The sequence below is a fragment of the Stenotrophomonas sp. YJH_SMC_69 genome (assembly GCF_059370495.1).
Map to the genome: position 1 here is coordinate 58,557 of NZ_JCAFTS010000013.1, position 14,324 is coordinate 72,880.

Below are 14,324 nucleotides of genomic sequence, written 5' to 3' on the forward strand. Positions count from 1 at the left end.
ATGAACGATACGACCGCAACCCCGACCTTCAAGCCGAAGAAGTCCGTCGCCCTGTCCGGCACCGCGGCCGGCAACACCGCGCTGTGCAGCGTGGGCCGCAGCGGCAACGACCTGCACTACCGCGGCTATGACATCCTGGACCTGGCCAACACCAGCGAGTTCGAGGAAATCGCCTACCTGCTGGTGCACGGCAAGCTGCCGACCCGCGCCGAGCTGGTTTCGTACAAGGCCAAGCTGAAGTCGCTGCGTGGGATCCCCGCCGCGGTGAAGGCCGCGCTGGAAGAGCTGCCGCCGTCGGCGCACCCGATGGACGTGATGCGCACCGGCGTGTCCGTGCTCGGCTGCGTGGCACCGGAGAAGGACGACCACAACCACCCGGGCGCACGCGACATCGCCGACAAGCTGATGGCCTGCCTCGGTTCGATGCTGCTGTACTGGTACCACTGGAGCCACAACGGCCGCGCCATCGATGTGGAAACCGACGATGATTCGATCGGCGGCCACTTCCTGCACCTGCTGCATGGCGAAAAGCCGCAGGATTCGTGGGTGAAGGCGATGCACACCTCGCTGATCCTGTACGCCGAGCACGAGTTCAACGCCTCGACCTTCACCTGCCGTGTCATCGCCGGTACCGGCAGCGACATGTACAGCGCGATCTGCGGTGGCATCGGTGCGCTGCGTGGCCCGAAGCATGGCGGCGCCAACGAAGTGGCGTTCGAAGTGCAGAAGCGCTACGACAACCCGGATGAGGCCGAGGAGGACATCAAGGCGCGCGTCGAGCGCAAGGAAGTGGTGATCGGTTTCGGCCACCCGGTCTATACCGTCTCCGATCCGCGCAACAAGGTGATCAAGGACGTGGCCCGCGAGCTGTCCGAGGAACAGTCGAGCATGAAGATGTACGACATCGCCGAGCGCCTGGAGTCGGTGATGTGGGACATCAAGAAGATGTTCCCGAACCTGGACTGGTTCAGTGCGGTCAGCTACCACATGATGGGCGTGCCGACCGCGATGTTCACCCCGCTGTTCGTGATCGCGCGCACCGCCGGCTGGAGCGCGCACATCATCGAGCAGCGCATCGACGGCAAGATCATCCGCCCGAGCGCCAATTACATCGGTCCGGAAGACCGCGACTTCGTCGCCATCGACAAGCGCGTCTGATCCCCCTGCTGTACCCATCCGGCCGGCCGCATGCCGGCCGGGTGCTTTCGCCGCCGCACCGCCGGCACCCGGCCCGCCCCAAGCACTCCGCCAGCCCATGAATACCGATTACCGCAAGAACCTCCCCGGCAGCGCGCTGGACTATTTCGACGCGCGCGCCGCTGTCGATGCGATCCAGCCCGGCGCCTATGCCACCCTGCCGTACACCTCGCGCGTGCTGGCCGAGAGCCTGGTGCGCCGCTGCGATCCGGCCACGCTCGGCGATTCGCTGAAGCAGCTGATCGAGCGCCGTCGCGACCTCGACTTCCCGTGGTTCCCGGCACGCGTGGTGTGCCACGACATCCTCGGCCAGACCGCGCTGGTGGACCTGGCCGGCCTGCGTGATGCGATCGCCGACAAGGGCGGCGACCCGGCCAAGGTCAATCCGGTGGTGCCGGTGCAGTTGATCGTCGATCACTCGCTGGCGGTGGAATGCGGTGGCTACGATCCGCAGGCGTTCGAGAAGAACCGCGCCATCGAGGATCGCCGCAACGAAGACCGTTTCCACTTCATCGACTGGACCAAGCAGGCGTTCCAGAACGTGGACGTGATTCCGCCGGGCAACGGCATCATGCACCAGATCAACCTGGAGAAGATGTCGCCGGTGATCTACGTGCAGGACGGCGTAGCCTTCCCGGATACCTGCGTGGGCACCGACAGCCACACCCCGCACGTGGACGCGCTGGGCGTGATCGCGATTGGTGTTGGCGGCCTGGAAGCGGAGAACGTGATGCTGGGCCGCGCGTCGTGGATGCGCCTGCCGGATATCATCGGCGTCGAGCTGACCGGCAGGCCGCAGCCGGGCATCACCGCCACCGACGTGGTGCTGGCACTGACCGAGTTCCTGCGCAAGGAACGCGTGGTGGGTGCGTATCTTGAATTCTTCGGCGAGGGGGCGTCGGCACTGACCATCGGTGACCGCGCCACCATCTCCAACATGTGCCCCGAATACGGCGCCACCGCCGCGATGTTCTATATCGACGGGCAGACCATCGATTACCTGCGCCTGACCGGCCGCGAGGAATTGCAGGTGGCGCTGGTGGAGAACTATGCGCGCACCACCGGCCTGTGGGCCGATGACCTGGCCACCGCGCAGTACGAGCGCGTGCTGCGCTTCGACTTGTCCAGCGTGGTGCGCAACATGGCTGGCCCGTCCAACCCGCACAAGCGCGTGGCCACCGCCGAGCTGGCCGAGCGCGGCATCGCCGACGAAGCCAAGCTGGCAGCGGGCAGGGCCGAGCAGGCGCAGGGCCTGATGCCCGACGGCGCGGTGATCATCGCCGCCATCACCAGCTGCACCAACACATCCAACCCGCGCAACGTGATCGCTGCCGCACTGCTGGCGCGCAAGGCCAACGAACGTGGCCTGCTGCGCAAGCCGTGGGTGAAGTCGTCGCTGGCGCCGGGCTCGAAGGCGGTGCAGCTGTACCTGGAAGAATCCGGCCTGCTGCCGGACCTGGAAAAGCTCGGCTTCGGCATCGTCGCCTTCGCCTGCACCACCTGCAACGGCATGAGCGGCGCGCTGGATCCGGCCATCCAGCAGGAGATCATCGATCGCGACCTGTACGCCACGGCCGTGCTGTCGGGCAACCGCAACTTCGATGGCCGCATCCACCCGTATGCGAAGCAGGCCTTCCTGGCGTCGCCGCCGCTGGTGATCGCCTATGCCATCGCCGGCACCGTGCGCTTCGACATCGAGAAGGACGTGCTGGGCGTGGATGCCGAGGGCAACGAGGTGCGCCTGAAGGACATCTGGCCGAGCGATGCCGAGATCGACGCGGTGGTGAAGGCCTCGGTGAAGCCCGAGCAGTTCCGCCGCGTCTACAACCCGATGTTCAACGTGCGCGTGGAGCATGGCGCGGCGGTCAGCCCGCTGTACGACTGGCGCCCGCAGAGCACCTACATCCGCCGTCCGCCGTACTGGGAGGGCGCACTGGCCGGTGAGCGCACACTGTCGGGCATGCGTGCGCTGGCGGTGCTGCCGGACAACATCACCACCGACCACCTGTCGCCGTCCAACGCGATCCTGGCGTCCAGTGCCGCCGGCGAATACCTGGCGAAGATGGGCCTGCCGGAAGAGGACTTCAATTCCTACGCCACCCACCGCGGTGACCACCTGACCGCACAGCGCGCCACCTTCGCCAACCCGAAGCTGTTCAATGAAATGGTGCGCAACGACGATGGCAGCGTGAAGCAGGGTTCGCTGGCGCGCGTGGAGCCGGAAGGCAAGGTGATGCGCATGTGGGAAGCGATCGAGACCTACATGGACCGCAAGCAGCCGCTGATCATCATCGCCGGTGCCGACTATGGCCAGGGCAGCTCGCGTGACTGGGCCGCCAAGGGCGTGCGCCTGGCCGGTGTGGAAGCGATCGTGGCCGAAGGCTTCGAACGCATCCACCGCACCAACCTGATCGGCATGGGCGTGCTGCCGCTGGAGTTCAAGCCGGGCACCACCCGCCTGACCCTGGGCATCGACGGTACCGAGACCTTCGACGTGATCGGCGAGCGCACCCCGCGCGCCGACCTGACCCTGGTCATCCACCGCCGCGACGGCCAGGATGTGATCGTGCCAGTGACCTGCCGCCTGGACAGCGACGAGGAAGTGGCGATCTACGAGGCGGGCGGCGTGCTGCAGCGCTTCGCCCAGGATTTCCTCGAAGGCGCCTGGGTGGCATGAGGCAGCCGACGGCCCGGCAACGGGCCGTCTTTCATTGCAAGGAATCATTCCATGAGCTTTCTTCCGCAACTTCGTATTCCCGCCACCTACATGCGCGGCGGCACCAGCAAGGGCGTGTTCTTCCGCCTGCAGGACCTGCCCGAAGCCGCTCAGGTGCCGGGCGCCGCGCGCGATGCGCTGCTGATGCGCGTGATCGGCTCGCCCGATCCGTATGGCAAGCAGACCGACGGCATGGGCGGTGCCACCTCCAGCACCAGCAAGTGCGTGATCATCTCCACCGCCTCGGTGCCGGACCACGATGTGGACTACCTGTATGGCCAGGTCTCGATCGACACCGCCTTCGTCGATTGGAGCGGCAACTGCGGCAACCTCAGTACGGCAGTGGGTCCGTTCGCGATCGCCAATGGGCTGATCGATCCGGCCCGGGTGCCGCGCGATGGCCTGTGCACCGTGCGCATCTGGCAGGCCAACATCGGCAAGACCATCATCGCCCACGTGCCGATGCGCGATGGCGAAGTGCAGGAGATCGGCGATTTCGAGCTGGATGGCGTGACCTTCCCGGCCGCCGAGATCCAGCTGGAGTTCATCGATCCGTCCGATGACGGCGATGCGGGCGCGATGTTCCCGACCGGCAACCTGGTCGACACCTTGGACGTGCCGGGCGTCGGCAGTTTTGAGGTGACCATGATCACCGCCGGCATTCCGACCATCTTCCTCAATGCGGCCGACCTGGGCTACACCGGCACCGAACTGCAGCCTGCGATCAACGAGGACAAGGGGGCGCTGGAGCGCTTCGAGAAGATCCGCGCCTACGGCGCCTTGCGCATGGGTCTGATCAGGAACCTGGAAGATGCGGCCACCCGCCAGCACACGCCGAAGGTGGCCTTCGTGGCGCCGGCACAGGACTACGTGTCCTCCAGCGGCAAGGCCATTCCGGCCTCGGCCATCGACCTGCACGCGCGGGCGTTGTCGATGGGCAAGCTGCACCACGCGATGATGGGCACCGCCGCCGTGGCGATCGGCACTGCGGCGGCGATTCCGGGCACGCTGGTCAATCGCGCGGCCGGTGGTGGTGAACGCGAAGCGGTGACCTTCGGCCACCCTTCCGGCACGCTGCGCGTGGGCGCGCAGGCCGGCCTCGTTGACGGCCAGTGGACAGTGACCAAGGCCATCATGAGCCGCAGCGCCCGCGTATTGATGGAAGGCAAGGTGCGGGTGCCGGCCGAATAACCAGCCGGTCGGCGCTGGCATCACATGCTTCGGTAGATGCCAACCTTGGTTGGCATGGCATTGGCACCGCCCGGGCAACGTCCAGCGCCAACCAAGGTTGGCGACTACCGGGAGGCGCGGCCTGGGCTCTGAAGAGGAGATCGACGATGTCTGACAGCCACACCCCATCCAACGAGCGTGCAGCGTGGGATGCGCTGCTGGTGGACATCGTCGATTACGTACGCGACGCGCGCATCGACTCCCCCCTGGCCTTCCAGACCGCGCACTACTGCCTGCTCGACACGCTGGGCTGCGGGCTGGAAGCGCTGTCCTTCCCGGCCTGCAGCAAGCTGCTCGGTCCGCTGGTGCCGGGTATCAGCGTGATCAACGGGGCGCGCGTGCCGGGTACGCACTACGTGCTGGACCCGGTGCAGGCCGCCTTCAACCTGGGCGCGATGGTGCGCTGGCTGGATTTCAACGATACCTGGCTGGCCGCCGAGTGGGGCCACCCGTCGGACAACCTGGGCGGCATCCTGTCTGTCTGCGATTGGCTGGGGCGCAACGCGCAGGCCCTGCATCGCCCAGCGCCGACCCTGCATGACGTGCTGCTGGCGATGATCAAGGCACACGAGATCCAGGGCGTGCTGGCCCTGCAGAATTCCTTCAACCGGGTCGGGCTGGACCACGTGGTGCTGGTCAAGGTGGCCACCACCGCGGTGGTCGCGCAGTTGCTCGGCCTGGATCGCGAACGCATGCTCAATGCACTGTCGCTGGCCTGGGTCGATGGCCAGGCGCTGCGCACCTACCGGCACGCGCCCAACACCGGCTCGCGCAAGAGCTGGGCGGCCGGCGATGCGACCAGCCGTGGCGTGCGCCTGGCGCTGATGGCGGCCAGTGGCGAGATGGGCTATCCCAGTGTGTTGAGCGCGCCGACCTGGGGTTTTGAAGCGGTATCGATGCAGGGCAAGGCGCTGACGCTGGAGCGACCGCTGGGCAGCTACGTGATGGAAAACGTGCTGTTCAAGATCAGCTACCCGGCCGAGTTCCATGGCCAGACCGCGGTGGAGGCGGCGATCACGCTGCACCAGCAGCTGCGTGCGATGGGGCGTCGGGTCGAGGACATCGCGCACATCGCCATCCGCACCCAGGAAGCCTGCATCCGCATCATCGACAAGCAGGGGCCGCTGCACAACCCGGCCGACCGCGACCACTGCGTGCAGTACATGGTCGCCATCGCGCTGCTGCATGGGCGGCTGGTGGCCCAGGACTACGAGGACGACGTTGCCGCCGACCCGCGCATCGACGCACTGCGCGCGAAGATGGCCTGTCATGAGGATCCGCAGCTCAGCGCCGACTACCTGGACCCGGACAAGCGCAGCATCGCCAACGGCCTGAGCGTGCGCTTCAGCGACGGCACTGAGCTGCCCGAGGTACTGGTGGAATACCCGCTGGGCCACGCGCGCCGACGCGAGGAGGGCATCCCGTTGCTGATGGACAAGTTCCGCCGGCACCTGGCCCATCGCTTCCCGACCACCCAGCAGCAGCGCATCCTGGCCGCATCGCTGGATCCGGTGGCGCTGGCGGCGATGCCGGTGACCGACTATGTGGACCTGTACCTGCCGGGGTAGGGGACGCTTCACCGGATCTGATACCACGCCTGCTTGCCGGGCACATGGCTCGATCCGCTTGGGTAGGTGCCAACCTTGGTTGGCACGGCCGACGCCAACCAAGGTTGGCGGCTACCGAGACTGCCGGCCAGCGGCCGGCACTACCCGCACCGCGGCAATTGCCGGATTTGCGTCAACACCTTGACGTGGCCTGCCTATAATGGCCGCCTCGATCAAGGAGTGACGACATGAGCGGTCCGGCACGGCGGAAGCGGTGGGGATGGGCGGCGGCCGTACTGGCAGGAGGCCTGTTGCTGGGGCTGGCCGGCTGCCGCAATGACAGCGGGCAGCTGCCCAAGGCCAGTGGTGAAGCCATCACCACCAAGGCCGAGCAGGTGAAGGAATTCACCCTGCTGCGTGCGTACCCGGACCAGAAGAATGACGGCCTGTCGCTGGCGCTGGAGTTCTCGCGCCCGCTGGTCGGCACGCAGGATTTCGACAAACTGGTTCGCTTCGAAGAGAAGGTCGGCACCGAGGACAGCAGCTGGGCCCTGTCCGATGACGGCCTGACCCTGCGTTACCCGTTCGTTGAGGCCGGCAAGGAGTTCAGCCTGGTGGTCTCGCCGGACCTGCTGGCCGCCGACGGCAGCCGGCTGGGCAAGGAACTGAAGCAGAAGGTGTTCAGCGGCGAGCTGAAGCCGGTGGTCGGTTTCGCCTCGCAGGGCAGCGTGCTGCCGGCCAAGGACAGCCGCGGCTTGCCGGTGGTCTCGGTGAACGTGCCGGAGGTCGACGTCGAGTTCCTGCGCGTGCGCGAGAAGGACCTGCCGACCTTCTTCAGCCAGTACCAGCGCGGCGGCCGCCGTGGCAGCTGGGAGCTCAGCAGCGACTACGAGCGCAGCCCGATCAACAAGCTGGCCGAGCCGGTCTACGTCAACCGCTTCATCCTGGGTGGCAAACAGAACGAGCGGGTGCTGACCTACCTGCCGACCCAGGACATCAAGGAACTGCAGGAGCCGGGCCTGTACTTCGCCCTGCTCAAGCCCACCGGTGACTACGAGGGCGAGTTCGATACCGCGTTCTTCTCGGTCAGCGACATCGGCCTGCATACCCGTGCCTACAAGGACAAGCTGTTCGTGCACACCGCCGGCCTCAAGGACGGTGCGCCGCTGAAGGGCATCGACCTGCGCGTGCTCGACGCCAAGGGTGAGGTGGTGCTGAAGGGCAGCACCGACGGCAACGGCAATGCGCTGCTGAACTACACCCTGGATGCCACCCACGTGCTGGTCGCCAGCAGTGGCAAGGACACCAGCTTCCTGCCGTTCAACCAGCCGGCGCTGGACCTGAGTGAGTTCGCCGTGGCCGGTCGTGACAACGCCTGGTTCGACGTCTACGCCTGGTCCGGCCGCGACCTGTACCGCCCGGGCGAGACCGTGCGCCTGTCCGCGCTGCTGCGCGACAACGACGGCAAGCCGGTCAAGGCACAACCGGTGTTCCTGCGCCTGAAGCAGCCCGACGGCAAGACCTTCCGCGAGACCCGCCTGCAGCCGGGCGACCAGGGCTACATCAACTTCGAGCAGGTGATCCCCGCCGAGGCGCCGACCGGGCGCTGGCAGGTCGAGTTCCGCACCGACCCGGCCAGCAAGGAAGCGATCCAGGGCATGACCCTGCGCATCGAGGAGTTCCTGCCCGAGCGCATGAAGCTGGACCTGGACAGCGCGCAGAAGACGCTGAAGCCGGGCGAGGACCTGCGCCTGCAGGCCAACGGCGCCTATCTGTACGGCGCGCCGGCCGATGGCAACCGCTTCACTGCGCGCATGGCGGTGGCTGCCGAGCAGAAGCCGGTGGAGGGCCTGCCGGGCTATTTCTTCGGTGACCCGACCCTGCAGCTGCCGCGCGAGGCCAAGGACGTGATCGATACCACGCTGCCGGCCAATGGCCAGCTGCGTGAGGATGTGGCGTTGCCGGAAGAGGCGGCCAAGGCCAAGGCACCGATCGCCGTGGTGTTGTCCGGCAGCCTGTATGAAACCGGTGGCCGCACGGTCACCCGTACCCTGAAACGGGTGATGTGGCCGGCCAACGCGCTGGTCGGCGTGCGGCCGCTGTTCAACCCCGACGATGGTGCTGATTCCAACGGCAACGCACGCTTCGAACTGATGCGCGTGGATGCCGCCGGCACACCGCAGCCAGCCAAGGGCCTGAAGATCACCCTGGTGCGGGAACTGCGCGACTACCATTGGACCTTCAACGACAACCGCTGGGATTACGATTTCACCCGCCGTTTCGAGAACAAGGAAACCCGCACCGTCGATGCCGGTAGCAGTGCGGTTGCCTTCGATTTCCCGGTGGAGTGGGGCGAGTACCGGGTGGACGTGTTCGATCCGTCCACCGGACTGACCAGCCGCTACCCGTTCCGTGCGGGCTGGAGCTGGGGCGATGACAACCGTGGCCTGGATGCACGCCCGGACAAGGTCAAGCTGGGCCTGGACAAGACCGGCTACAAGGCCGGTGACACCCTGGAAGTGACGGTGACCCCGCCGCACGCCGGCAAGGGCATCCTGATGGTCGAGACCGACCGCATGCTGTATGTGCAGGACATCGAGGCCAAGCCGGGCTCGACCTTCAAGATCCCGGTCACCGCCGACTGGGAACGCCACGACGTCTACATCACCGCGCTGGTGTTCCGCGGGGGCAGTGCGCCGAGCAAGATCACCCCGGCCCGCGCCGTGGGCGTGGTGCATGTGCCGATGGACCGCAAGGGCCGAACCGTGGCCGTCGGCCTGGTCGCGCCCAAGCAGATGCGGCCGGAACAGGACCTGCCGGTAACGGTCAGCGCACCGCAGCTGGCCGGCAGGGCCGCGCACGTGACCGTCTCGGCGGTGGACGTGGGCATCCTCAACATCACCCGTTTCCCGGTGCCCGACGCCGGCGCGCACTTCTTCGCCCAGCGTCGCCTCGGTATCGATGCCTATGACATCTACAGCCGGGTGATCGAGAGCTTCGATGGTGGCAGCGGCAAGCTGAAGTTCGGCGGCGACATGGCGCTGCAGGCACTGCCGCAGGCCAAGCGCCCGACCGCGCGCGTGCAGACCGTGGACCTGTTCTCCGGCCCGGTGCAGCTCGATGCCAAGGGCAATGCCCGCATCCGCCTGAAGGTGCCGGACTTCAACGGCACCCTGCGCGTGTCCGCGCTGGTCTACAGCGATGACCAGTACGGCAAGCGTGACGTGGAAACCATCGTGCGCGCCCCGATCCTGGCCGAAGCCAGCATGCCGCGCGTGCTGGCCCCGGGCGACCGCAGCACCGTGACCCTGGACGTGCAGAACTTCACCGGCAAGCCGGGGCAGTTCAACGTCAAGGTGGAAAGCGAGGGTCCGTTGAACCTGGGTGAGGGCAGCCGCAGCGTGCAGTTGAATGCCGATGCCAAGACCACGCTGAGCTTCCCGTTGTCGGCTCGCGAGGGCCACAGCGTGGCCAAGGTGCGGGTGCGGGTGGACGGCAACGGCTTCAAGGCTGATCGCCGCTACGACCTGCCGGTGCGTGCGGCGTGGCCGCAGGTGCTGCGTTCGCAGGTGCGCACACTCGATCCGCTGGCCGCGGTCAGCCTCGACAACAGCCTGACCGATGGCCTGATGGCCGAGTCGGTGAATGCCCGCCTGCTGGTCAGCCCGCTGCCGCCGATCCCGTTCGCCAGTGCACTGCAGGGCGCGCTGAACTACCCGTATGGCTGTGCCGAGCAGACCACCAGCAAGGGTTACGCCGCGCTGATCCTGGACCAGGCGACGTCGTCGATGCTCGGTGCCGACGGCCTGGATGCCAAGACCCGTAGAGAGCGCATGGAAGGTGCGTTCGGTCGCCTGGCGTCGATGCAGGTGGCCAATGGCAACTTCTCGATGTGGGGTGACGACGGCTACGTCAATCCGTGGCTGACCCCGTACATCACCGAGTTCCTGCTTGATGCCAAGGACGCCGGCTTCGCCGTGCCCGACAACGTGCTGCAGAAGGCGCTCAACCGGCTCAGCGAGGATCTGCTGTCCGGCGGCAATCAGTTCTATGGCCAGGAGGATCGCGAGAAGCTGAAGTTCGCCAACCAGGCGTATTCGGGTTACGTGCTGGCCCGGGTCAACCGTGCACCGCTCGGTACCCTGCGCACGCTGTACGACAACGAGCGCAGCAAGGCGGTCGGTGGCCTGTCGCTGGTCCACCTGGGCGTGGCGCTGTCGCTGCAGGGTGATGCCAAGCGTGGCCAGGCCGCGCTGGCGGCGGCCTTCGCCAAGTCCAGCAGTGAACGTCCGTCGTACTTCGGCGACTACGGCAGTGCGATCCGTGATGACGCGCTGATGATCGCGCTGACCCACGAGAACAAGCTGGCCAAGCCCGCCTGGGATGCGCGTGCGGTGGATCTTGGCCGTGGCCTGGATGCGCGCCGCAATGCCGGCTGGATGTGGCTGAGCACGCAGGAACAGGTGGCGATTGCCCGCCTCGGCAAGGCCCTGGCCGCCAACCAGAAGGCGCTGGTGGCCGGTGAGCTGGTGATCGGTGGCAGCACCGAAGCCATCGGCGAGCGCAAGCTGTTCGGCCGCAACTTCAGCGCCAGTGAGCTGGCCAGCGGCGTGCGCTTCACCCCGCAGGGGCAGCCGCCGATGTTCGCCAGCATTGATGTGGCCGGCATCCCGCGCAGCGCACCGGCACCGGACAACAGCGTGCTGGGCGTCGAGCGCAGTTACTACGGCACCGATGGCAAGCCGTGGTCGCCGCGCCCGCTGAAGGAAGGCGAAGCACTGATCGTGCGCGTCACCGTCACCGCTGACACCACGATGCCCGATGCACTGCTGACCGACCTGCTGCCGGCGGGCCTGGAGATCGAGAACTTCAACCTGGGCGATACCAAGCAGTGGGCCGACGTGGTGGTCGATGGCATCACCATCAGCGACCGTGGTGAGGCCGCCGACACCAAGCACGAGGAGTTCCGCGATGACCGCTATGTGGCCGCGCTGAAGCTCTCGCGTGGCAGCAAGGCCAACGTGTTCTACCTGGTACGCGCGGTGACGCCGGGAACCTACTCGGTGCCGCCGCCGCTGGTGGAGGACATGTACCGGCCGCAGCTGCGCGGCGTCGGCCGCAGCAACCCGACCACGATCACGGTGGTACAGCCGTGACCGCGCGGACGGGCCGCGACGGCGCGGCCCGTCCTGCTGGCAACCTGCAATGAACAACACGATGTCGATCCGGCTGGCGGCCCTGCGCCGCCGGCTGCAGCCGCCGTGGCCCTGGCTGCGCTGGGGTACGACCGCCACGCTGGCGCTGCTGCTGGTGCTGGATTTCGCCTTCCCGCCACCGCTGCCGAAGCAGCGTGATACCAGCACCCTGGTGGTGGCTGCCGACGGCACGCCGCTGCGTGCATTCGCCGACGCCGAGGGTGTGTGGCGCTACCCGGCTTCGATCAACAGCGTCTCGCCGCTGTACCTGCAGGCGTTGCTGACCTACGAAGACCGCTGGTTCTGGCGGCATCCGGGCATCAACCCGCTGGCGATCCTGCGTGCCAGCGGCCAGCTGCTGCGTGGCGGCCGCATCGTTTCCGGTGGCTCGACCCTGACCATGCAGGTCGCCCGCATCCTCGATCCGCATACGCGCACGCCGTGGGGCAAGCTCAAGCAGATGCTGCGCGCGGTGCAGCTGGAAGTGCACCTGAGCAAGCAGCAGATCCTGGCCCTGTATCTGGAGCGCGCGCCCTACGGCGGCACCATCGAGGGGGTGGAAGCGGCCAGCTGGGCCTACCTGGGCAAGCCGGCGGCGCAGCTGTCGCATGCCGAGGCCGCGTTGCTGGCGGTGCTGCCGCAGGCGCCGAGCCGGCTGCGCCCGGACCGTCATCCGGAAGCGGCGCAGAAGGCGCGCGACAAGGTGCTGTCCCGCATGAACGAGCTGGGCGTGTGGACGGCGGACGAAGTGGAAGACGCGCGCATCGAGAACGTGGTGGCGCGCTCGCTGCGCCCGCCGCTGCACGCCGCGCTGCTGGCGCAGCGCCTGCACTCGGCGCATCCGGGCCAAGCACGCATCCAGAGCAGCATCGACATCGGCCTGCAGCGAACGCTGGAAGAACGCGTGGCCAGCTATTTCTCGACGCTGCCGGAACGCACCTCGGCCGCCCTGCTGGTAGTCGACAACCAGACCCTGCAGGCGCGTGCCTATGTCGGCACGCTGGCGTTCGGTGACCGGCAGCGGCTGGGCCACGTGGACATGGTGCAGGCCTGGCGGTCGCCGGGCTCCACGCTCAAACCGTTCCTGTATGCCATGGCGCTGGACGATGGCCTGATCCATTCGGAAAGCCTGCTGGTCGATGCGCCGCAGAGTTTCGGCAGCTACCGCCCCGGCAACTTCGACATGGCTTTCAATGGGCCGATTGGTGCCTCCAGCGCGCTGCGGCTGTCACTCAACGTGCCCTCGGTGGACCTGCTGCAGCGGGTCGGTCCGGCGCGCTTCGCCGCACGCCTGTCGCACTCCGGCATCCAGCTGCGCTTCCCGCCGGGCAGTACACCCAATCTGTCGCTGATCCTGGGCGGCACCGGTGCGCGGCTGGAAGATCTGGTCGGTGCGTTCGCAGCGCTCAACCGCAACGGCATCGCCGGGCGCGTGCGCTACACCGATGACGAACCGATGATCGAGCGTCGCCTGGCCTCGCCGGGCGCCAGCTGGATCGTGCGCGAGATGCTGGAATCGAATCCGCGGCCGGGGTATAGCGTCGGGACGTTCGATGTCGGTGGCCGCCCGCGCGTGGCGTGGAAGACCGGCACCAGTTACGGATACCGCGATGCGTGGGCGATCGGCAGCACCCGCCACTACACCGTGGGCGTGTGGGTGGGTCGGCCGGACGGCACACCGCTACCGGGCCAGTACGGCGCGGTGACCGCGCTGCCGCTGATGTTCGAGGTGGTGGACAGCCTGCCGCGCCAGCGCGGTGATTCAGCTGCTGCACCGATGCCGGCCAGTGTCAGCCAGGAGGACGTCTGCTGGCCCACCGGCGAACGTGCCGAGGGCCTGCCAGCGGCGCTGTGCCAGCGGCGGATGTCGGCCTATCTGCTGGACGGTGCGGCACCGCCGACCTTCCCCGAGCGCGAGGCGCGGCGCTGGCAGCCGGGGCGGCAGCGTTACCTGGCCGACGCGCGGACCGGTCTGCGTGTATCCGCTGATTGCCGTTTGCCGCATCAGGAAGTCGCGCGGGAGATCGCGCGTTGGCCGGCGTTGTTGTCGCCGTGGCTGCCGAAGGCCACGCGCGAGGCTTCGCAGCTGCCGGCGCTGTCGCCGGACTGCCGCGACGACGGGCGTGAGGCCAGCGTCGCGCTGCACGTGGACGGGCTCAATGACGGCGCCACGCTGGCGCGCGCGCCGAATTCCGAACACGGCGTGCGCCTGCAGCTGCGCGCGCTGGGCAGCGAGCAGGCGGTGGACTGGTTGCTGGATGGACGCTGGATTGCACAGACCCACGGCGCGCAGCTGATGCAGCGCGAGTTCGCCGATCCGGGCGCACACACCCTGACCGCGCTGGCAGCCGACGGCGCGTGGACGCAGGTGCGGTTCAACGTCCTGCGATAGGTGCTGGGAATGGCCCGTCGACCCGACGCATCCATGCTCTGGTAGGT

General features: G+C 67.5%; 6 protein-coding genes. All 6 read left to right on the forward strand.

From position 1 onward, the window contains the following. Entirely contained in the window at positions 1 to 1,158 is a 1,158-nt protein-coding gene (gene prpC / locus AC5P8F_RS18550) for a bifunctional 2-methylcitrate synthase/citrate synthase (RefSeq protein ID WP_005418357.1), read from the forward strand. Between the two features lie 97 nt (positions 1,159 to 1,255). Continuing rightward, entirely contained in the window at positions 1,256 to 3,874 is a 2,619-nt protein-coding gene (gene acnD, locus AC5P8F_RS18555) for a Fe/S-dependent 2-methylisocitrate dehydratase AcnD (RefSeq protein WP_495228725.1), read from the forward strand. A gap of 51 nt (positions 3,875 to 3,925) precedes the next feature. Continuing rightward, positions 3,926 to 5,104: a 2-methylaconitate cis-trans isomerase PrpF gene (prpF, locus tag AC5P8F_RS18560; protein ID WP_495228727.1), complete on the forward strand. Its 1,179-nt coding sequence runs from the start codon at positions 3,926 to 3,928 to the stop codon at positions 5,102 to 5,104. Positions 5,105 to 5,250: 146 nt separating this feature from the next. Then, complete coding sequence (locus AC5P8F_RS18565; protein WP_329768557.1) at positions 5,251 to 6,711, forward strand: bifunctional 2-methylcitrate dehydratase/aconitate hydratase; 1,461 nt, start codon at positions 5,251 to 5,253, stop codon at positions 6,709 to 6,711. Positions 6,712 to 6,938: 227 nt separating this feature from the next. Beyond that, the gene (locus tag AC5P8F_RS18570; protein WP_495228729.1) at positions 6,939 to 11,846 is read left to right on the forward strand and encodes an alpha-2-macroglobulin family protein; all 4,908 of its coding nucleotides are present in this window, start codon (positions 6,939 to 6,941) and stop codon (positions 11,844 to 11,846) included. Between the two features lie 49 nt (positions 11,847 to 11,895). Continuing rightward, complete coding sequence (pbpC, locus tag AC5P8F_RS18575) at positions 11,896 to 14,277, forward strand: penicillin-binding protein 1C (RefSeq protein WP_495228731.1); 2,382 nt, start codon at positions 11,896 to 11,898, stop codon at positions 14,275 to 14,277. Positions 14,278 to 14,324 lie beyond the last annotated feature (47 nt).